Below are 20,904 nucleotides of genomic sequence, written 5' to 3'. Positions count from 1 at the left end.
GCGCGCAAAATCTTTCCTTTTTTGGTTGCATCTCCCACATGTCCACCTGGTCCCGCCCTGTTATCGTGCTGCTCTGCGGCCTTTTGCTGATGACGATTTCTATCGCCGCGCTAAATACGCTGGTTCCGCTCTGGCTTACCCATGATGCACTGCCTACCTGGCAGGTTGGCGTGGTCAGCTCCTCTTACTATGCGGGAAATCTGGCGGGAACCCTGGTAGCCGGTATAGTGATTAAGCGCCTCGGTTTTAACCGAAGCTACTACGCCGCCTCACTGGTCTTTGCGCTGGCCTCTGCCGCGCTGGCGCTGGAAAGCGGCTTCTGGGCATGGACCCTGTGGCGTTTTATGGCGGGGATTGGCTGCGCGCTGATTTGGGTTGTGGTGGAAAGCGCGCTGCTGTGTAGCGGCACGCTGCGTAATCGTGGTCAGCTCCTTGCCGCCTATATGATCGTTTATTATATGGGAACGGTCGCGGGGCAACTGCTGGTCAGTAAAGTCCCTACCGGCCTGATGCAGGTACTGCCCTGGGCGACGGCGATTGTGCTCTGCGCCATTCTTCCGCTGCTGTTTACCCGGATCACGGCGAAAGGGGATGATGAGGAGGCGGCGCCGGGAAGGATGTGGCCGATGCTGCGTCGCCGCAATGCGCGTCTGGGGATTAACGGCTGCATTATCTCCGGTATTCTGCTGGGATCGCTTTATGGCCTGATGCCGCTTTACCTCTCCCATCAGGGTATGAGTGACGCCACGGTGGGCTACTGGATGGCGCTGCTGGTCAGTGCCGGTATTGTCGGACAGTGGCCCGTCGGGCGTCTCGCCGATCGCTACGGACGCTTATTAGTTTTGCGCGTTCAGGTATTTGTGGTGATCCTTGGCGCCCTTGCCATGCTGGGCAATGCCGCAATGGCTCCCGCGCTGTTTATTCTCGGCTGCGCCGGGTTTACGCTCTATCCGCTGGCGATGTCATGGGCCTGTGAAACCGTTGCCCATCATGAGCTGGTCGCCATGAACCAGGCCCTGCTGCTCAGCTATACCATCGGTAGCCTGATCGGACCGGCCATGACCTCAATGCTGATGCAGAACTACTCCGATCGCGTACTGTTTTTAATGATTGCCGCCGTGGCATTTGTTTATCTGGTCATGCTGCTGCGTAAGGCGGACAGGCATGCAACGCCGGTGGCGCACGCCTGATTAAATTGTCGGGGAGATTGTTCGTCGCGTTGGACGGCGTATACAGCGAAAAAAATGCCGGTCTTCTGACCGGCATTGCTGTTTTTAGTACATGACTTTGTGGCCGTAGCTTTCAAGAATGCCTTTGACCCTGTCCATCGTTTCCGCTTTAGGCGGGTGAATGCCTTCCAGCTTGTACTCTTCTCCCATCGCTATCCACTTATGTTTACCCAGCTCGTGATAGGGGAGAAGCTCAATTTTTTCAACGTTGCCCATATCGCGGGTAAACTCACCGAGCCGGTGCGCAGAGTCATCGTCGTCAGAATAGCCCGGCACCACCACAAAGCGGATCCAGGTGCGGATATTTTTCTTCGCCAGATAGCGGGCAAACTCCAGCGTCCGGTGATTTGAGACGCCAACCAGAATCTGATGTATCTCATCATTGATCTGTTTAAGATCCAGCATGACCAGATCGGTCACTTCCAGCAGTTCATCAATGACCGGATCGTAGCGGCGCACAAATCCATTGGTATCCAGGCAGGTATGAATGCCCTCAGTGCGGCAGGCGCGAAACCAGTCGCGAACAAACTCTGCCTGGAGTATCGCCTCGCCGCCGGACGCCGTCACGCCGCCGCCGGAAGCGTTGATAAAATGACGGTAAGAGAGCACGTCCTTCATCAGTTCTTCAACGGTGATCTCTTTACCGCCGTGGGTATCCCATGTATCCCGGTTATGGCAGTAGAGGCAGCGCATCAGGCAGCCCTGAAAAAAGGTGATAAAACGGATGCCGGGGCCGTCTACGGTCCCGCAGGATTCGAATGAGTGAATGCGACCTTTAACTGACATTGCGATGAATTCTCCATAGTAGACCTGCCGCGCTGGCAGGACGCAGTCTTTAAGCTGCGTTAAGTCTGTTTTGCCAGCGGCCCGGGAAGTGCAGAGGGAGGTGGCTGGCAAAAGAGGCTGGAAAAAGGCTCCGCCAGAGCGGAGCCTTTCAGGCTCAGAAGGGGCTTACAGGGCGCTTGTGAAGGTACGCGTAATCACATCCTGCTGCTGCTCTTTAGTGAGCGAGTTGAAGCGAACGGCGTAGCCGGAGACGCGGATGGTTAACTGCGGATATTTTTCCGGGTTATCCATCGCATCCAGCAGCATTTCACGATTCATCACGTTCACGTTCAGATGCTGACCGCCTTCGATGCTGGCTTCATGGTGGAAGTAACCGTCCATCAGGCCTGCCAGATTAGCTTTACGCACGTCATCATCTTTACCCAGCGCGTTCGGCACGATGGAGAAAGTATAGGAGATGCCGTCTTTCGCGTAGGCAAACGGCAGTTTGGCTACCGAGGTCAGTGAGGCAACGGCCCCTTTCTGATCGCGTCCGTGCATAGGGTTAGCGCCCGGACCGAAAGGTGCGCCGGCACGACGACCATCCGGGGTATTACCGGTTTTCTTACCGTAAACCACGTTAGAGGTGATGGTCAGTACGGACTGCGTTGGTACCGCATTGCGGTAGGTTTCCAGCTTCTGAATTTTTTTCATGAAGCGTTCAACCAGATCGCAGGCGATATCATCGACGCGGGCATCATTGTTACCAAACTGCGGATATTCACCCTCAATTTTGAAGTCAACGGCCAGACCATCTTCATCACGAATGGTGGAGACTTTGGCATATTTGATGGCGGACAGGGAGTCAGCCGCAACGGAAAGACCGGCGATGCCGCAGGCCATTGTGCGGTAAACGTCGCGGTCATGCAGTGCCATCAGCGCCGCTTCATAGCTGTACTTATCGTGCATGTAATGGATAACGTTCAGCGCAGTCACATACTGCTTGGCCAGCCAGTCCATGAAGTGATCCATACGCGCCATCACTTTATCGTAATCCAGCACCTCATCCATCATTGGCGCTTCTTTCGGGCCAACCTGCATTTTCAGTTTTTCATCCACGCCGCCGTTGATGGCATAAAGCATGGTTTTCGCGAGGTTGGCGCGCGCACCAAAGAACTGCATCTGTTTACCCACGATCATCGGGCTGACGCAGCAGGCGATGGCATAGTCATCGTTGTTGAAGTCAGGGCGCATCAGATCGTCATTCTCATACTGAACGGATGAGGTGTCGATAGAGACCTTCGCCGCGTATTTTTTGAAGTTCAGCGGCAGCTTCTCTGACCACAGGATGGTCATGTTTGGCTCTGGTGAAGGCCCCATGGTGTAGAGCGTATTCAGGAAACGGAAGCTGGTTTTGGTCACCAGCGTACGGCCATCGACACCCATACCGGCAAGTGACTCGGTGGCCCAGATTGGGTCGCCGGAGAAGAGTTCGTCATATTCCGGCGTACGCAGGAAGCGAACCATACGCAGTTTCATCACCAGGTGATCGATCAGTTCCTGGGCGTCCTGCTCGGTAATGTTACCGGCCTGCAGGTCACGCTCAATATAAACGTCCAGGAAGGTGGAGACGCGTCCAAAGGACATGGCCGCACCATTTTGGGATTTCACCGCTGCCAGATAGCCAAAGTAGGTCCACTGCACGGCTTCCTGAGCATTTTTGGCCGGGCCGGAAATATCACAGCCATATTTCGCCGCCATCTCTTTGATCTGCTCCAGCGCACGATGCTGGTCGGCGATCTCTTCACGCAGACGGATAGTGGCTTCCAGGTTGACGCCGTTTTCCAGATCGCTCTGCAGTGAAGCGAACTGGGCAAACTTATCTTTCATCAGCAGATCGATGCCGTACAGCGCAACGCGGCGGTAGTCGCCGATAATACGACCACGACCATAAGCGTCCGGCAGGCCGGTCAGCACGCCAGATTTACGGCAGCGCAGGATATCGGGGGTGTAAACGTCGAACACGCCCTGGTTGTGCGTTTTACGGTATTCGGTAAAGACTTTTTTCAGGCCGGCATCCAGTTCACGACCGTAAACTTTACAGGAGCCTTCAACCATTTTGATGCCGCCGTACGGGATCAGCGCGCGTTTCAGCGGCGCTTCCGTCTGGAGGCCAACAATGGTCTCGCGTTTTTTATCAATGTAGCCGGCATCGTGAGAGGTAATGGTTGAGGCCAGGTCGGTATCAAAATCGACCGGCGCATGGGTGCGGTTTTCCAGCTTGATGCCTTCCATAACCTTGTCCCACAGGGCGGTAGTGGCTTCAGTTGCGCCGCTCAGGAACGATTCATCCCCTTCATAAGGGGTGTAGTTCTTCTGAATGAAGTCGCGAACGTTGATGCTGTTCTGCCATTCGCCTTCTGCAAAGCCTGCCCAGGCAACAGCCTGTTTTTCATTGTGCTCGCTCATTTGATACCTACCTTAATTACGTGGAGTTCTTTCAGTTCCCACGACCCTGTAGCGGCCGCAGGTGCCAAATGCAGTGCGGGGCTTAACGGTGATCGCCGTCCCGCAGATAGATCACCCAGTACGTCAAACCTACCAGCAATCCGCCACCGATAATGTTGCCCAGGGTGACAGGGATCAGATTATCAATAACAAAGTTCTTAACGGTCAGTTGCGAAAACTGCGCGGCAGTGGTGCCGGTTAACTGCCAGAATTCGGGAGAGGCGAAGTCTTTAATGATGATGCCCAGCGGGATCATAAACATGTTAGCGATACTGTGTTCGAAGCCGCTGGCAACGAACATGGCGACCGGCAGCACCATCGCAAACATTTTATCCGTCAGGCTACGGCCGGAGTAGCTCATCCAGACCGCCAGGCAGACCATCAGATTTGCCAGAATGCCAAGACAGACGGCTTCAAGAAAAGTATGGTGCATTTTATGGTCAGCCGTTTGCAGAACATTTAACCCCCATGCACCATTCGCTGCCATAGGTTGGCCTGCAAACCAGATCAGCGCGATAAAGAACATAGCGCCAAAAAAATTCCCGATATAAACGTTAATCCAGTTACAGGTTAGCTGACGCCAGCTAATGCGCCCGCTCGCCTTGGCGACCATGGTTAACACGGTAGAAGTAAAAAGATCGGCACCGCAGACCACGACCAGCATCAGTCCCAGCGAAAAGCATAATCCGCCCACCAGCTTAGTCATCCCATAGGGGAGCGCTCCGGCGCCGGTGGTGGCGGTGATATAAAAGACAAAGGCAATGGAAATAAATACCCCAGCGGTAATGGCCAGGAAAAATGTGGTGAAGGGGTGCTTAGTTGCTTTATAGACACCGGCTTCTTCGGCTACTTTAGCCATTTCCGACGGTAGAAGCAGGTCAAACGGGCTGCCAGTTTTCACACTAACGTCTCCCAAAATTTTTCATCGGAGTGATACTAACAAAGGAGTATAGGGAAGAATTTGATATGGATCATAAATGGCCGGGTTAAACCCCGCTAAAGCACTGTAATTTATAGGGTTTTTATATTCATCTTCTTGATAATAAAGGATTAAATATTTTTTAAAAGCCCAAAAAACATTTGAATTGTTGGACGGGAGGCGGCGGGGGAAAGTAAATTATGGCAGGTGTTTGTATCAGAATTGTGACGAACCTTTAAAAGGAAATTTTAATGGATCGTTTTATTTAACTTTCCAGAAAAATCTTTGCATCCCGGAAAGAAAATAAGGGGTTTACTGCCCGAAATAAGCGCGATAAACCCCAATAATTTATTTCCAGTTAGTGCGTTTAGCCTGCTGCAGCTTTTCATAAGCCGCCAGCAGTGACTGATGCGCCGGGAATGCCATCAGTTCATCATCTACGGCCTGCAGACCGAAGAAAGGCGCTTCACCACTTATCGCGGCTGAAGCGGCTTCAACCGCCTGCTGGCCATACATCCGCACAAAGGCGGTATGGTACTGCACCGGATCGCGCTCTTCTTCCTGGCTAAGTAACAGCAGCGTTTGCAGGCAGCGATAGTAATTAGCCCGCTCAGGTGTAAAGAGGGAACCGTTGAACTCCATGGTCCATTCAGTCCAGATCAGGGCCTGCTCAGTGTCGCCACCGGCCAGCGCGAGCATCGCTTTCAGTTCGCCAATACGCAGGGTGTACCAGCCATTATCTTTGCCTGTCGCCAGGCCAAGCAATTCGCGTACGCGCGTAAAGTCATCATGGCCATCTTCGTCGAGCTGTTCGAGCAGCGCCAGATAGTCCGCTTTCTCCCAGCTGCTTTCCGGCAGCGACAGCAGCGTTTCGCGCAGGTAGGCGCCCATGCTGTTGTTTGCCAGCAGCAGATCTTCCGCAGGATAGATGTCAGACATACCGGGAACAATAATACGGCAAGCGTAAACATCAAGGTGCTGGTAGTCAGCGATGTACACTTCTTTATCTTCTTTTTTGAAGATGTCCATCAGCGTGGCGAACTCTTCCTGGGTGGTGCCGTCGAAACGCCAGTCCACAAAAGGATAATCCGCATCGTCTTTAAACATATCCCAGGAGATCAGACCGCTGGAGTCGATGAAATGTGTTTCCAGATTGGCGTGCTCAGCGACTTCCTCATCATCAAAGGTTGGCGGCGTGAAAACATCCAGATCTTTCAGGCTGCGGCCCTGGAGCAGTTCGGTCACGGTTCTTTCCAGCGCCACGCCGAAGTCCGGATGCGCGCCAAAAGAGGCAAAGCAGGTGCCGTTCTGCGGGTTGAACAGCACCACACAGATAACCGGATACTTACCGCCGAGCGAGGCGTCATAAGAGAAGATCGGGAAACCTTCCGCTTCCAGACTGGCGATGGAAGCAACTACGCCCGGATAGCGATCCAGTACTGCCTGTGGAATCGCAGGAAGACTGATCGATTCGGCGATAATGCGGTTTTTGATATAACGTTCGAAAACTTCAGACAACCCCTGTACGCGCGCCTCGTCAGAGGTGTTCCCAGCGGACATGCCGTTTGAAACATACAGGTTTCCGATAATGTTCATCGGGATATAGACCGTTTGTCGATCGGACTGACGGGTGAAGGGCAGGGCACAGATGCCGCGATCGGCATTGCCGGACTGAAGATCGATCAGATCGCTGGCGCTGACTTCGTTTTCCGGATCGTAAAAGTCCTTCAGGCGCGGATCGAGAATACCGGCAGGCAAGCTGTCATCTTCCGGCAACGGGAACCATTTTTCGTCAGGATAGTGGACGAACTCCCCGTTGGCGATCTGCTTGCCCAGCCAGAAATCGGCGAAAAAATAGTTGGTCGACAGACGTTCAAAGTACTCGCCCAGCGCCGAAGCCAGAGCGGCTTTCTTGCTGGCGCCTTTCCCGTTGGTAAAGCACAGCGGGCAGTCGCGGTCACGGATATGGACGGACCAGACGTTAGGAACCGGATTCAGCCAGGACGCTTCTTCAATATTGAAGCCCAGATCCTGCAATTTTTGCTGAAAGCGTGAGATGGAATCTTCCAGCGCGGCATCTTTGCCTGGAATATAAGTTTGCGTCATAGGGCCCACTCGGTTGGGGTTGTGCCGAAAGGGCGCAATGATACGGGGTTTCTCTCTGAATCGCTATCCGGCTGCCGGAATTTCATGCGTTTGCCCACTGGTCGGCTGACAGGATAAAACATTGCAGCAGAGGGGTGGCAATGATAAAACCGATAGCTGAATCGAAACGATTATTCAGAGAGTGGTGAGGGGAAATGAGTCAGGTTTTCAATTTTAGCTCCGGCCCGGCGATGCTGCCGGCAGAAGTACTGCGTCGTGCGGAACAGGAACTGTGCAACTGGCAGGGTTCAGGTACCTCGGTGATGGAAATCAGCCACCGCAGCAAAGAATTTCTCAAGGTGGCTGGCGAAGCCGAAAAGGATTTTCGCGACCTGCTGAAGATCCCCTCAAACTACAAAGTCCTTTTTTGCCACGGCGGCGCACGCGGGCAGTTTGCGGCAGTCCCGATGAATCTCCTGGGCGACAAAACGACCGCTGATTACGTTGACGGCGGCTACTGGGCGCATAGCGCCATTAAAGAAGCGCAGAAATACTGTCAGCCGAACGTTATTGATGCGAAAACGACGATTGACGGTTTGCGCGCGCTGACGCCTATGAGCGAATGGACGCTCTCGGAGCAGGCTGCCTATGTGCACTATTGCCCAAATGAAACCATCGACGGTATTGCGATTGATGAAGAGCCCGACTTTGGCGACAAAGTTGTGGTCGCCGATCTCTCATCCACCATTCTCTCCCGTCCGATCGATATCAGCCGCTACGGCGTCATCTATGCTGGCGCGCAGAAAAACATCGGCCCTGCTGGTCTGACGCTGGTCGTAGTGCGCGAAGATTTGTTGGGTAAAGCGCAGCAGGCGCTGCCCTCGATTCTGGATTATCAGGTGCTGAGCGACAATGACTCCATGTTTAATACTCCGCCGACGTTCGCCTGGTATCTTTCCGGTCTGGTCTTTAAATGGCTGAAAGAACAGGGCGGGATTGCTGAACTGGATAAACGGAATCAGGCCAAGGCAGATCTGCTCTATCGCACTATTGATACGAGCAGTTTCTACCGTAATGAAGTCGCTCCCCGCAACCGTTCACGCATGAACGTTCCTTTCCAGCTGGCTGATGCGGCGCTGGATAACCTGTTTCTGGAAGAGTCGCTGGCGGCCGGGCTGCATGCGCTGAAGGGGCACCGTGTGGTGGGCGGGATGCGCGCTTCAATTTATAATGCGATGCCGCTTGAGGGCGTGCAGGCGCTGACCGACTTTATGACCGATTTTGAGCGCCGCCACGGCTGAATAAGTTGTGACGCGGTGCAGATAAATTTACCCACTGAAACCCTGCAGGGCTGCGGGGTTTCACTGTAATTTTTTTTGGAGAAGATGTTTCAGATGCAGGATTCCCTGACCTTACAACCTGTCGCCCTGGTGGACGGCACCGTTAACCTGCCCGGCTCAAAAAGCGTGTCAAACCGCGCACTGCTGCTGGCCGCCATGGCCCGGGGCACCACCCGGCTGACCAACTTGCTGGACAGCGATGACGTTCGCCATATGCTTAATGCGCTTCAGGCGCTGGGCGTTCACTACACGCTATCCGCCGACCGGACGGTGTGCGAAGTCACCGGGCAGGGCGGTCCGCTGCATGCTGAGCAAACCCTTGAACTGTTTCTCGGCAACGCCGGCACGGCGATGCGCCCGCTGGCTGCCGCGCTCTGTCTGGGCAGGAATGATATCGTGCTGACCGGCGAGCCAAGGATGAAAGAGCGTCCAATTGGGCACCTGGTGGACGCGCTGCGTCAGGGCGGGGCGGTCATCCACTATCTGGAGCAGGAAAACTACCCTCCGCTGCGTCTGGAAGGCGGTTTCACCGGCGGCGAAGTGACGGTCGATGGCAGCGTCTCCAGCCAGTTCCTCACCGCGCTGCTGATGACGGCACCGCTGGCGCAAAACGATACGCAGATCCTGATTAAAGGCGAACTTGTTTCTAAACCTTATATCGATATCACTCTCAACCTGATGCAGAAATTTGGCGTCACCGTTGAAAACGACAATTACGCCGTGTTCCGTATTGCCGGTAACCAGCACTATAGTGCGCCGGGCGATTATCTGGTAGAAGGCGACGCTTCCTCCGCCTCTTATTTCCTTGCGGCCGCTGCCGTTAAGGGCGGCACGGTAAAAGTCACCGGCATTGGACGCAGCAGCGTACAGGGCGACATCCGCTTTGCCGACGTGCTGGAAAAAATGGGCGCGGTTATTGAGTGGGGTGATGACTACATCGCCTGCACTAAAGGCGAGCTGAAGGCTGTTGACCTGGATATGAACCATATTCCCGATGCGGCAATGACGATTGCCACGGCCGCGCTGTTTGCTGACGGCACCACGGTTATGCGCAACATCTATAACTGGCGCGTAAAAGAAACCGATCGTCTGGCGGCGATGGCGAACGAACTCCGTAAAGTTGGCGCTGAGGTTGAAGAAGGGCATGATTACATTCGCATCACGCCTCCGGAGAAAATTCAGTACGCGGAGATTGGCACCTATAACGATCATCGTATGGCGATGTGCTTTTCGCTGGTGGCCCTTTCCAGTACGCCGGTAACCATTCTCGATCCGGGCTGCACCGCCAAAACCTTCCCTGACTATTTCGAACAGCTCGCCCGCATTAGCCAGCCTGCCTGAAGCCACATTCCCGCTGCGTGACAACGCAGCGGTATTTGTCGGTTACGTCACGCTCTTTACCGAAGTCGCCTTCCGGAATTTGTCTGAAATGGCTGAATTTATTCAGGCCGACTATGCTTAAGGGGTAACGATCGAAGCTGTAGCAGCGTATAATGTGCGTCGATATTTGTCTGCGCAGATTTTTTGCAGGCATCCTACCGACAGGAGAACGACATGACGGCTATAGCCCCGGTGATCACGATTGATGGCCCAAGCGGTGCCGGTAAAGGGACCTTGTGTAAAGCAATGGCTGAGGCGCTACAGTGGCATCTGCTGGACTCCGGCGCGATCTATCGCGTACTGGCGCTGGCGGCACTGCATCATCAGGTGGATATCACTTCGGAAGAGGCTTTGGTGCCGATTGCTGCTCACCTTGACGTTCGCTTCGTCTCGACCAATGGCGAAATGGAAGTGATCCTCGAAGGGGAAGATGTTTCGGGCGAAATCCGTACGCAGGATGTCAGTAATACGGCGTCAAAAGTGGCCGCGTTTCCGCGAGTGCGTGAGGCGTTATTGCGACGTCAGCGCGGCTTCCGGGATGCGCCTGGCCTGATCGCTGACGGACGGGATATGGGGACAGTGGTTTTTCCGGACGCTCCGGTAAAAATCTTCCTCGATGCCAGCTCGGAAGAGCGCGCCCACCGCCGTATGCTACAGTTGCAGGATAAAGGCTTTAGTGTTAACTTTGAGCGCCTTTTATCTGAGATAAAGGAGCGTGATGAGCGCGATCGTAATCGTGCCATCGCACCGTTAATACCGGCAGAAGACGCGCTGGTGCTGGATTCGACCAGCATGTCAATTGAGGAAGTGATTGAAACTGCTCTCAATTATGCGCGTGAAAAACTTTCTCTGCCGTAACGGATACCGGGCCTTCGTGGCCCGACTGTTTTTATTAACCCTGTGACAAGGATGTCATGGGGCATGTGAAACAACCCCACCCGTCAGGATGTCAGGTGGACGTTAAATTGAAGAATCCATAAGATTATCAATATGACTGAATCTTTTGCTCAACTATTTGAAGAATCCCTAAAAACTATCGAAACCCGTCCGGGTTCCATCGTTCGCGGCGTTGTTGTCTCTATCGACAAAGACGTTGTTCTGGTTGATGCGGGCCTGAAATCTGAATCTGCAATTCCTGCAGAGCAGTTCAAAAACGCAGCCGGCGAGCTGGAAATCCAGGTGGGTGACGAAGTTGACGTTGCACTGGATGCAGTGGAAGACGGCTTCGGTGAGACCCTGCTGTCCCGTGAGAAAGCTAAACGTCACGAAGCTTGGATCACGCTGGAAAAAGCTTACGAAGACGCTGAAACCGTTACCGGTGTTATCAACGGCAAAGTTAAAGGCGGCTTCACTGTTGAGCTGAACGGCATTCGTGCGTTCCTGCCAGGTTCACTGGTTGACGTGCGTCCAGTGCGCGACACGCTGCACCTGGAAGGCAAAGAGCTTGAGTTCAAAGTCATCAAGCTGGATCAGAAGCGCAACAACGTTGTTGTTTCACGTCGTGCTGTTATCGAATCTGAGAACAGCGCAGAGCGCGATCAGCTGCTGGAAAACCTCCAGGAAGGCATGGAAGTTAAAGGTATCGTTAAGAACCTGACTGACTACGGTGCATTCGTTGATCTGGGCGGCGTTGACGGCCTGCTGCACATCACTGATATGGCATGGAAACGCGTTAAGCATCCAAGCGAAATCGTGAATGTTGGCGATGAAATCAACGTTAAAGTTCTGAAGTTCGACCGCGAGCGTACCCGTGTTTCTCTGGGTCTGAAGCAGCTGGGCGAAGATCCATGGGTCGCTATCGCTAAGCGCTACCCAGAAGGCACTCGTCTGACTGGCCGTGTAACCAACCTGACCGACTACGGCTGCTTCGTGGAAATCGAAGAAGGCGTTGAAGGCCTGGTACACGTTTCAGAAATGGACTGGACCAATAAAAACATCCATCCGTCCAAAGTTGTTAACGTTGGCGATGTTGTTGAAGTTATGGTTCTGGACATCGACGAAGAACGTCGTCGTATCTCCCTGGGTCTGAAGCAGTGCAAATCTAACCCATGGCAGCAGTTCGCAGAAACCCACAACAAGGGCGACCGCGTTGAAGGTAAAATCAAGTCAATCACTGACTTCGGTATCTTCATCGGCCTGGACGGCGGTATCGACGGCCTGGTTCACCTGTCTGACATCTCCTGGAACGCTACCGGAGAAGACGCAGTTCGTGAATACAAGAAAGGCGACGAAATCGCAGCCGTGGTTCTGCAGGTTGACGCAGAGCGCGAGCGTATCTCCCTGGGCGTTAAGCAGCTGGCAGAAGATCCGTTTAACAACTACATCTCTCTGAACAAGAAAGGTGCTATCGTTAACGGTAAAGTGACTGCTGTTGATGCTAAAGGTGCTACCGTTGAGCTGGCTGACGGCGTTGAAGGTTACCTGCGTGCTTCAGAAGCTTCCATTGACCGCGTTGAAGATGCGACTCTGGTTCTGAACGTAGGCGACGATGTTGAAGCTAAGTTCACCGGCGTTGACCGTAAGAACCGCGTTGTAAGCCTGTCTGTTCGCGCTAAAGACCAGGCTGACGAGAAAGAAGCTATCAACACTGTTAACACCAAGCAGGAAGAAGGCAACTTCTCTAACGCTATGGCTGAAGCTTTCAAAGCAGCTAAAGGCGAGTAATAGCCCCTGCTGTCAGGGCGGCGTAAGCTGCCCTGACGCTGCCGTTACTGTCAAAGTTTTTCCAGATGGAAATAACCGGAGGATTTATGACCAAGTCAGAACTGATTGAAAGACTTGCTGGCCAGCACTCTCATATTCCGGCGAAAGTCGTTGAGGATGCGGTTAAAGAGATGCTTGAGCACATGGCGACCACTTTGGCCCAGGGCGAACGCATTGAAATCCGGGGCTTCGGCAGTTTTTCTTTGCATTACCGTGCGCCCCGAACCGGCCGTAACCCGAAAACGGGTGACAAAGTGGAGTTGGAAGGAAAGTATGTTCCACACTTCAAGCCGGGTAAAGAGCTGCGCGACCGTGCAAATATCTACGGTTAAGGCTGTTCAGAACGCAATAAAACGACGCTCCGGCGTCGTTTTTTTTTGCCCTTTTTTTGCAGGCATTCCTCTGACATTATCGCCATCCGCCACGCCCTCTCATTCCGCTAAAGTTACGGGCCTGCTTCCAAAGCATTCAGGTAACCATTAACTTGCAGCGAAAGTCTGCCGGACTGCCCCGGACTTTCAATCCTGCCTGCTGTCAGAGACGGTATTTAACGGCACACTCTCCGCAGAAAATGGAGAGCTGACATGCCTTACCCTCTTGTCCGGCTGGCAATCGCCGCAATCGCGGCGGCGTTGCCTCTGAATGTTCTGACTCATCTTCCCCCTGTGGGATATAACCTGGGGATCCTCTGTGTTGCGGGCGCGCTATTGATCGCCGGACAACGGGCTACGACGGATATCGCAGTCGTTCTGCTGCTGTTTCTCTGGAGCGTGGAGGCCGGGCGGCAGACTGAAAAACAGATAGCATTGTTCTCTTCAGGGCCCGTTACGGCGGAAGTGCGTATCGAACAAATTCTGCCGCAGTCAGAAAGGGTGAAGGTGCGTATTGTCAGCCGGGCGGGTAAGCCCGTTTTCCCCCCCGTTTTTGCGCTGCTCTCTGGCCAAAAGTTCTCTGACGCTGTTTGCCGTGGTCAGCGCTGGCGAATGACGCTCAGGCTGAAACCGGTTCATGCGCGGTTAAATGAGGCGGGATTTGACGCACAGCGCTTCGCTATCGCCACCCGGACCCCGCTCGCTGGCAGGATGAGTGTGCCGGTACTGCTTAATCCGGCATGCAGCTGGCGGGATCGTATCATCAGCAGCAGCCGGAAAAACTATGGCGAATTGCCGTGGCAGGCGCCGATCTCCGGACTGGCATTTGGCGAACGTGACGAGGTGAGCCGGGAGATAACTCAGCTACTGCGTGAAACCGGTACGGCACATCTGATGGCGATATCCGGCATGCATACTGGTCTGGCCGCCACGCTGGGCTGGCTAATTGCCAGGCTGTTACAACTCTTCTTCCCGGCCCGCTGGATTGGCTACCGCTTCCCACTCGCGCTGGGGCTGCTTGTGGCGTTGATCTATGGCTGGCTTTCCGGCGGCAATCCGCCTGCGACAAGGGCAATAGTGGCTTTGAGCGTATGGAGCGCAATCCGGCTAAAAGGATGGTGCTGCTCTCACTGGCAGGTCTGGAGCCTCTGCATTGGTGCCATCCTGTTTTTTGACCCGCTGAGCGCGCTTTCAGACAGCCTCTGGCTCTCTGCAACAGCCGTGGCGGGTCTGCTTTTCTGGTATCAGTGTTTTCCGTTGCCGGCCCGCTTTACACATAAAAGACGCTGGCTGATCCTGCGACTCCTTCATCTCCAGCTCGGCCTGTTGCTGCTACTGATGCCGGTACAAATGTTCATTTTTCACGGCATCAGCTTTACTGCGTTGGTGGCTAATTTATGGGCGGTACCTGTCGTTACGCTGCTTACCGTTCCACTTATTTTTTGCGCTCTGTTACTTAATTTTATTACGCCGGCAGGCCAGTTTATCTGGTGGTGTGTAGACCGGACGCTGGCGCTGCTGTTTTTCCCGCTTGAAGCGCTTCCCTCCGGATGGATCGCCGTCAACCAGCTGGCACCAGCGGTCAGTTTGCTGGTCTGGCTGGTAGTCATCGCCTGGCGGCTTACCTGGTTCCGCACGTCACCTTTCACTCTTATGGCGCTTTGCGCCTCTCTGTTTTGCTGGCGGCTCAATGTTGCCCGACCTGAATGGCGCCTGGATATGCTGGATGTCGGACATGGGCTGGCCGTCGTTATTTCCAGACAAGGAGAGGCCGTGATCTACGATACCGGCAACCGCTGGCAAGGGGGTGATGCGGCCTTAAGCTATATTCTTCCCTGGCTGAGCTGGCAGGGCCTGAGCGTCAGGCATCTGATCCTCAGCCATGGCCATCTTGATCATATCGGCGGGCTGGAAAGCGTGCAGGCTGCTTTTCCCAAAGCGGTCATTCACAGCAGTGCAGGGGTAAAGGCGAATCAGCCCTGTCTGCGGGGAAATTACTGGCGCTGGCAGAACCTGACTTTCCAGGTATTGTGGCCGGAACGCGGGGAGACAAAAAGCGGCAATAATCAGTCCTGTGTTGTCGCAGTCAGCGACGGACGCTGGCGAGTGTTGTTAACCGGCGATATCGAAGCGCCGGCGGAGCTGGAACTGGTCAGGCTGTACCGGCATGAACTGCGTGCGGATATAGTGCAGGTTCCGCATCATGGCAGTGGAACCTCTTCAACTCCGCCATTCCTCAGAGCCGTGGCGGGTCAGGCCGCACTGGCTTCTGCCGCACGCTACAGCGCATGGCGGCTTCCCGCATTAAGGGTAATCAAACGTTACAGAGAAAATCACTATAAATGGCATGACACCGCGGTTGAGGGGCAGATCAGCGTGAAATTTTACCAGCAGAACTGGCAGGTTAGCGGTATGAGAGGGGAAATAATGCCCCGATGGTACCATCAGTGGTTTGGCGTCCCACGTGATTCCAGGTAGAATGAGCGGCTATTTCATTCAACGCTGGTAAATAATGAATCAGGATAAAGATCTCTCCACCTGGCAAACATTCCGCCGACTCTGGCCGATGATTGTGCCATTCAGAACGGGTCTGATTGTGGCAGCGATAGCGCTGGTAATAAACGCGGCGGGTGATACCTTCATGCTGTCACTGCTGAAACCGCTGCTTGATGAAGGCTTCGGCAATGCGAACTCTTCCGTACTGGTCTGGATGCCGCTGGCCGTTATCGGCCTGATGCTGCTTCGCGGCGTCACCAGCTATATCTCCAGCTACTGTATATCCTGGGTTTCCGGTAACGTGGTCATGGGGATGCGTCGCCGTCTGTTCAGCCATATGATGGGGATGCCGGTCGCCTTCTTCGATCAGCAGTCTACCGGGACGCTGCTTTCGCGCATTACCTATGATTCTGAGCAGGTCGCCTCTTCTTCCTCCAGCGCACTGGTGACGGTTGTGCGCGAGGGCGCGTCGATTATCGGCCTGTTTATCATGATGTTCTATTACAGCTGGCAGCTCTCGCTGATCCTGATTGTGCTGGCACCCATCGTCTCCTTTGCCATCCGCCTGGTGTCGAAGCGCTTTCGCAATATCAGCAAAAACATGCAAAACATGATGGGCCACGTCACCACCAGCGCAGAGCAGATGCTGAAAGGGCATAAAGAAGTGCTGATCTTTGGCGGTCAGGACGTGGAAAGCGAGCGCTTCAGCCGCGTCAGTAATCGCATGCGACAGCAGGGTATGAAGCTGGTTTCCGCCTCCTCTATCTCCGATCCTATTATCCAGCTTATCGCCTCGCTGGCGCTGGCGTTCGTTCTCTTTGCCGCCAGCTTCCCGAGCGTAATGGAAACGCTGACCGCCGGTACCATCACCGTTGTTTTCTCGGCAATGATTGCGCTGATGCGTCCGCTAAAGTCCCTGACCAACGTGAATGCGCAGTTCCAGCGCGGAATGGCGGCCTGCCAGACGCTGTTTTCCATTCTTGACAGCGAGCAGGAAGAGGACAAAGGCACCCGCGTAATTGAACGTGCGAAAGGGAATATTGAATTCCGCAACGTGACCTTTACCTACCCGGGACGTGATACGCCTGCGCTGCATAACATTAATTTATCGATTCCGGAAGGCAGAACGGTGGCGCTGGTCGGACGGTCGGGGTCAGGTAAATCGACTATTGCCAGCCTGCTGACCCGCTTCTATGACGTTCAGCAGGGTGAGATTTTGATGGATGGTCATGATTTGCGGGAATATACCCTCAGGTCCCTGCGCAACCAGGTTGCACTGGTATCGCAAAATGTACATCTGTTCAACGACACTGTTGCGAACAATATCGCCTACGCGCGCAGTGAGCAGTACAGCCGTGAAGACATTGAAAAAGCGGCCGAAATGGCTCACGCCATGGACTTTATCAATAAAATGGATAACGGCCTGGACACGATGATCGGGGAGAACGGCGTGCTGCTTTCCGGCGGCCAGCGACAGCGTATCGCCATTGCCCGCGCGCTGCTGCGCGACTGCCCGATTTTGATCCTTGATGAGGCAACTTCCGCGCTGGATACGGAATCTGAACGCGCGATACAGTCCGCGCTGGATGAACTCCAGAAAAACCGCACCTCGCTGGTTATCGCCCACCGCCTTTCAACCATAGAAAAAGCGGATGAAATCGTGGTGGTGGAAGATGGCTATATCGTTGAGCGCGGCACCCACAGCGATCTGCTGGCGCAGCGGGGCGCTTATGCGCAGCTGCATAAAATGCAGTTTGGTCAATGATTGAACGCATCTGGAGCGGCCGCTCGCCGCTTTATCTGCTGCTGCTGCCGCTGAGCTGGCTGTATGGGGCGATCAGTAATCTGATCCGCCTCAGCTACCGGTGGGGCTGGCGTAAAGCGTGGCGTTCGCCGCTGCCGGTTGTGGTTGTGGGCAACCTTACCGCAGGCGGAAACGGTAAAACGCCGGTGGTTATCTGGCTGGTTGAGGCGCTCCAGCAGCGCGGCTATCGGCCAGGCGTCGTCTCGCGGGGCTACGGCGGCAGTGCTGCGCGCTATCCGCTGGTACTGAATAATAAAACCCTGCCGCGCGAGGCGGGAGACGAACCGGTACTCATCTCTCAGCGCACCGGGGCTCCCGTCGCCGTCTCTCCCGTCAGGGGCGATGCGGTAAGGGCGCTGGTGGAAAAGGGCGGTATCGATCTCATCATCACCGACGACGGACTTCAGCACTACGCGCTCGCCAGGGATGTTGAGATTGTGGTGGTGGACGGCGTGCGCCGGTTCGGCAACGGCTGGTGGCTCCCAGCCGGGCCGATGCGCGAGCGGGCTGAAAGGCTGAAAAGCGTGGATGCGGTAATCACCAATGGCGGTGTCGCCGCAGAGAATGAACTGCCGATGCGGCTGGTGCCGGGTGAGGCTGTTAACCTTAAAACTGGCCAGACCCGTGCGGTCAGCACGCTTGATAATGTGGTGGCGATGGCCGGCATCGGCCATCCGCCGCGGTTCTTTACCACCCTGACGCAGTTAGGGGTCAGGCCAGTCAGGGAAGTTCCCTTCGCCGATCATCAGAACTACAGCGAAGCCCAGCTTGCCGGTTTGTCCGGTCCGGGTGAAACGCTGTTGATGACGGAGAAAGACGCGGTTAAAGCCCGCCACTTTGCGCACGAAAACTGGTGGTATCTGCCGGTTGATGCGGTGCTTCCTGAACCGGAGGCCAGCGCGTTGCTTGAGCGTATTACTTCGCTCATTTCCCAGCGGCGTCCTTAGCGCGCAGAAAAAACGCGCTAAACTCACTGCATCTTTCTTCAAAAGGTGCACCATGCCTTTACCTCAACTCTCGCTGAAGCAGGCCCGCCATCTTCATCTGGCAGCCCAGGGTCTGCTGCGCCCGCCAGCGCGTAAAGCACAATTTGCGGATATGCTCGCCGCGCTCCGTCAGATGTCGCTGTTACAGATTGATACTATCCATGTTGTTGCCCGCAGTCCTTATCTGGTGCTGTTCAGTCGCCTTGGCGCTTATCCCCAACGCTGGCTGGAGGAGGCGCTTTCCGCCGGGGAGCTGTTTGAGTACTGGGCACATGAAGCCTGCTTCATTCCCACAGAAGATTATCCGCTGCTGCGCCACAGAATGCTCAATCCCCAGCACCTTGGCTGGAAATATAACGAGGCATGGATGCACACCTGGCAGGCGGAAATTGCGGCACTGCTCAGGCATATTGAGCTGCATGGCCCGGTCAGGTCTGCTGATTTCAAGGCACCTGCAGGACAAAAACCGGGCTGGTGGGCCTGGAAACCCCACAAGCGGCACCTGGAGAATCTTTTTTCCGCCGGTGAACTGATGGTGATTGGGCGACATAATTTTCAGCGGGTCTACGATCTTCGCCAGCGTGTACTGCCGGAATGGGATGACGCTCTTCATGCGCTTGACGAGAAGGAGGCCGTACAGCATATGCTGCGGAACAGCGCACAGAGCCTTGGTCTGTTCCGCACCGCCTGGCTGTCAGACTATTACCGGCTTAAGCGGGCACCGGTAGAAGAGACCGTGCTGGGCTGGCTTGAAAGCGGCGAAGTTATCGCCACGGAAGTGGAATCACTGGGCAAATGCTATCTGCACCGTTCCCTGATGCCTTACCTGGAAAAGATGCCCACCGCTACGCATACGGCAATTCTCTCTCCCTTCGATCCCGTGGTCTGGGATCGTAAGCGTGCGCTGGAGCTTTTCGGTTTCGACTATCGCCTGGAATGCTATACGCCAGAAGCAAAGCGGCAGTATGGCTATTTTGTCCTGCCGCTATTGCACAGGGGCGCGCTGAAAGGGCGGCTGGATGCCAAAATGCAGCGCAAGGAGAAGGTGCTGCAAATCCGGCAGATCTGGCTTGAGCCGGGAGTACGCGTCAGTCAGCGCTTTACCGATGATGTTCAGCTGGCGCTGACCCGGTTCGCCCGCTGGCAGGGCGCGGAAAGCCTGGTGATTGATAAACAACCTGTCGAACTGGCCGAAATATGGCTAAACGGCTGGCGCGTTTAAGCAGCTTATCATGGGGGTTAGCGGCTCTCGCCTGAGCTATGATATTCTACTGCTCTGTCTGTCCGGGTCCACCAGGGAGAAACCATGGATCATCGTTTACTTGAAATCGTTGCCTGTCCTGTTTGCCACGGCAAGCTCTATTACATCAAAGATCAGCAGGAACTTATCTGCAAACCCGATGGTCTGGCATGGCCTGTCCGCGACGGCATCCCCGTCTTGCTGGAGACAGAATCCCGGGCCCTGACGCTTGAAGAGAGCCACCCATGAATTTTGTTGCCATCATCCCGGCACGCTTTGCCTCCACGCGTCTGCCAGGTAAACCGCTGGTTGATATCCACGGTAAACCGATGGTCGTTCATGTGATGGAAAGGGCGCTGGAGTCGGGCGCCGACCGCGTGATTGTGGCGACCGACAGTGAAGCCGTGGCGGAAGCGGTCAGGGCTGCAGGTGGCGAAGTCTGTATGACCCGCGCCGATCATCACTCCGGGACTGAACGGCTGGCTGAGGTTATTGAACGCTATCAGTTTTCAGATGAGACCATTATTGTCAACGTGCAGGGCGACGAGCCGATGATCCCACCGGTCATCGTGCGTCAGGTGGCTGATAATCTGGTGAAAAGCGAGGCGGGGATGGCCACGCTGGCTGTACCGATCGAATCAGCGGAAGAAGCCTTTAATCCCAACGCGGTCAAGGTGGTCAGAGATGCCAGAGGCTATGCGCTCTATTTCTCACGCGCTGCGATCCCGTGGGACCGTGAACGCTTTGCGACCTCCCGCGAAACCATCGGCGAAACTTTTTTGCGCCATATTGGCATCTACGGTTACCGGGCTGGTTTTATCCGCCGCTACGTGAGCTGGGAGCCGAGTCCGCTTGAGCAGATTGAACTGCTGGAGCAGCTGCGGGTGCTCTGGTATGGCGAAAAAATCCACGTTGACGTTGCCCGGGCTATCCCGAGCGTGGGCGTTGATACGCAGGAAGATCTCGTGCGCGTTCGTGCAGCCATGAAGTAATCTCTACGGGGGCCAATTCGCCCCTGTTTCGCTTTTCTTAACCAACTTTGATCTGACTCGCGGTAAAACTTGCTCCCCGGTCCATG

At 54.8% G+C, this 20,904-nt stretch carries 16 protein-coding genes; 12 read left to right on the top strand and 4 right to left on the bottom strand.

Features of this window, described 5'->3' with window-relative positions:
• Window positions 1-38: 38 nt before the first annotated feature.
• Window positions 39-1,190: an MFS transporter gene (locus AAH446_RS04560; protein WP_342905508.1), complete on the top strand. Its 1,152-nt coding sequence runs from the start codon at window positions 39-41 to the stop codon at window positions 1,188-1,190.
• A gap of 84 nt (window positions 1,191-1,274) precedes the next feature.
• Here AAH446_RS04560 and pflA read toward each other — a convergent pair whose 3' ends face one another.
• From pflA to ycaO, 4 genes are all read right to left on the bottom strand, one after another.
• Window positions 1,275-2,015, bottom strand: a complete 741-nt coding sequence (gene pflA, locus AAH446_RS04555; RefSeq protein ID WP_342905507.1) for a pyruvate formate lyase 1-activating protein — start codon at window positions 2,013-2,015, stop codon at window positions 1,275-1,277.
• A 165-nt stretch (window positions 2,016-2,180) separates the two neighbouring features.
• Entirely contained in the window at window positions 2,181-4,463 is a 2,283-nt protein-coding gene (gene pflB / locus AAH446_RS04550; RefSeq protein ID WP_342905506.1) for a formate C-acetyltransferase, read from the bottom strand.
• 82 nt (window positions 4,464-4,545) lie between these two features.
• Window positions 4,546-5,403, bottom strand: a complete 858-nt coding sequence (focA, locus tag AAH446_RS04545; RefSeq protein ID WP_342905505.1) for a formate transporter FocA — start codon at window positions 5,401-5,403, stop codon at window positions 4,546-4,548.
• Between the two features lie 366 nt (window positions 5,404-5,769).
• Window positions 5,770-7,527, bottom strand: coding sequence for a 30S ribosomal protein S12 methylthiotransferase accessory factor YcaO (ycaO, locus tag AAH446_RS04540; protein ID WP_342905504.1), 1,758 nt, complete (start codon window positions 7,525-7,527; stop codon window positions 5,770-5,772).
• A 194-nt stretch (window positions 7,528-7,721) separates the two neighbouring features.
• Between ycaO and serC the strand changes: the two genes are divergently transcribed.
• The 11 genes from serC (at window position 7,722) to kdsB (ending at window position 20,818) form a co-directional block, all read left to right on the top strand.
• Window positions 7,722-8,807, top strand: coding sequence for a 3-phosphoserine/phosphohydroxythreonine transaminase (serC, locus tag AAH446_RS04535; RefSeq protein WP_342905503.1), 1,086 nt, complete (start codon window positions 7,722-7,724; stop codon window positions 8,805-8,807).
• Window positions 8,808-8,900: 93 nt separating this feature from the next.
• Window positions 8,901-10,187 carry a 3-phosphoshikimate 1-carboxyvinyltransferase gene (gene aroA / locus AAH446_RS04530; protein WP_342905502.1) on the top strand — a complete coding sequence of 429 codons (1,287 nt, stop codon included), beginning with the start codon at window positions 8,901-8,903 and terminating at the stop codon, window positions 10,185-10,187.
• A gap of 213 nt (window positions 10,188-10,400) precedes the next feature.
• On the top strand, window positions 10,401-11,084 hold the full coding sequence (gene cmk / locus AAH446_RS04525; protein ID WP_342905501.1) for a (d)CMP kinase: 684 nt from the start codon (window positions 10,401-10,403) through the stop codon (window positions 11,082-11,084).
• Window positions 11,085-11,216: 132 nt separating this feature from the next.
• Window positions 11,217-12,890 (top strand): 30S ribosomal protein S1, encoded by a 1,674-nt coding sequence (rpsA, locus tag AAH446_RS04520; RefSeq protein ID WP_342905500.1) that lies wholly within the window; start codon window positions 11,217-11,219, stop codon window positions 12,888-12,890.
• 86 nt (window positions 12,891-12,976) lie between these two features.
• Window positions 12,977-13,261, top strand: a complete 285-nt coding sequence (gene ihfB / locus AAH446_RS04515) for an integration host factor subunit beta (protein ID WP_013201528.1) — start codon at window positions 12,977-12,979, stop codon at window positions 13,259-13,261.
• A gap of 252 nt (window positions 13,262-13,513) precedes the next feature.
• Entirely contained in the window at window positions 13,514-15,778 is a 2,265-nt protein-coding gene (locus tag AAH446_RS04510) for a ComEC family protein (RefSeq protein ID WP_342905499.1), read from the top strand.
• A 34-nt stretch (window positions 15,779-15,812) separates the two neighbouring features.
• Window positions 15,813-17,561, top strand: coding sequence for a lipid A ABC transporter ATP-binding protein/permease MsbA (gene msbA / locus AAH446_RS04505; RefSeq protein WP_342905498.1), 1,749 nt, complete (start codon window positions 15,813-15,815; stop codon window positions 17,559-17,561).
• The gene (gene lpxK, locus AAH446_RS04500; protein ID WP_342905497.1) at window positions 17,558-18,547 is read left to right on the top strand and encodes a tetraacyldisaccharide 4'-kinase; all 990 of its coding nucleotides are present in this window, start codon (window positions 17,558-17,560) and stop codon (window positions 18,545-18,547) included. The genes msbA and lpxK overlap by 4 nt, the downstream gene beginning before the upstream one ends.
• A gap of 52 nt (window positions 18,548-18,599) precedes the next feature.
• Window positions 18,600-19,808, top strand: coding sequence for a winged helix-turn-helix domain-containing protein (locus AAH446_RS04495; protein ID WP_342905496.1), 1,209 nt, complete (start codon window positions 18,600-18,602; stop codon window positions 19,806-19,808).
• An 84-nt stretch (window positions 19,809-19,892) separates the two neighbouring features.
• Complete coding sequence (locus AAH446_RS04490; protein WP_024967624.1) at window positions 19,893-20,075, top strand: Trm112 family protein; 183 nt, start codon at window positions 19,893-19,895, stop codon at window positions 20,073-20,075.
• Window positions 20,072-20,818 (top strand): 3-deoxy-manno-octulosonate cytidylyltransferase, encoded by a 747-nt coding sequence (kdsB, locus tag AAH446_RS04485; RefSeq protein WP_342905495.1) that lies wholly within the window; start codon window positions 20,072-20,074, stop codon window positions 20,816-20,818. The genes AAH446_RS04490 and kdsB overlap by 4 nt, the downstream gene beginning before the upstream one ends.
• Window positions 20,819-20,904 lie beyond the last annotated feature (86 nt).

Source organism: Erwinia psychrophila (genome assembly GCF_039023475.1).
Taxonomy (GTDB): Bacteria; Pseudomonadota; Gammaproteobacteria; order Enterobacterales; family Enterobacteriaceae; genus Erwinia.
Note: the sequence above shows the minus strand (reverse complement) of the source record. Positions and strands in the feature narration are given on the sequence as shown.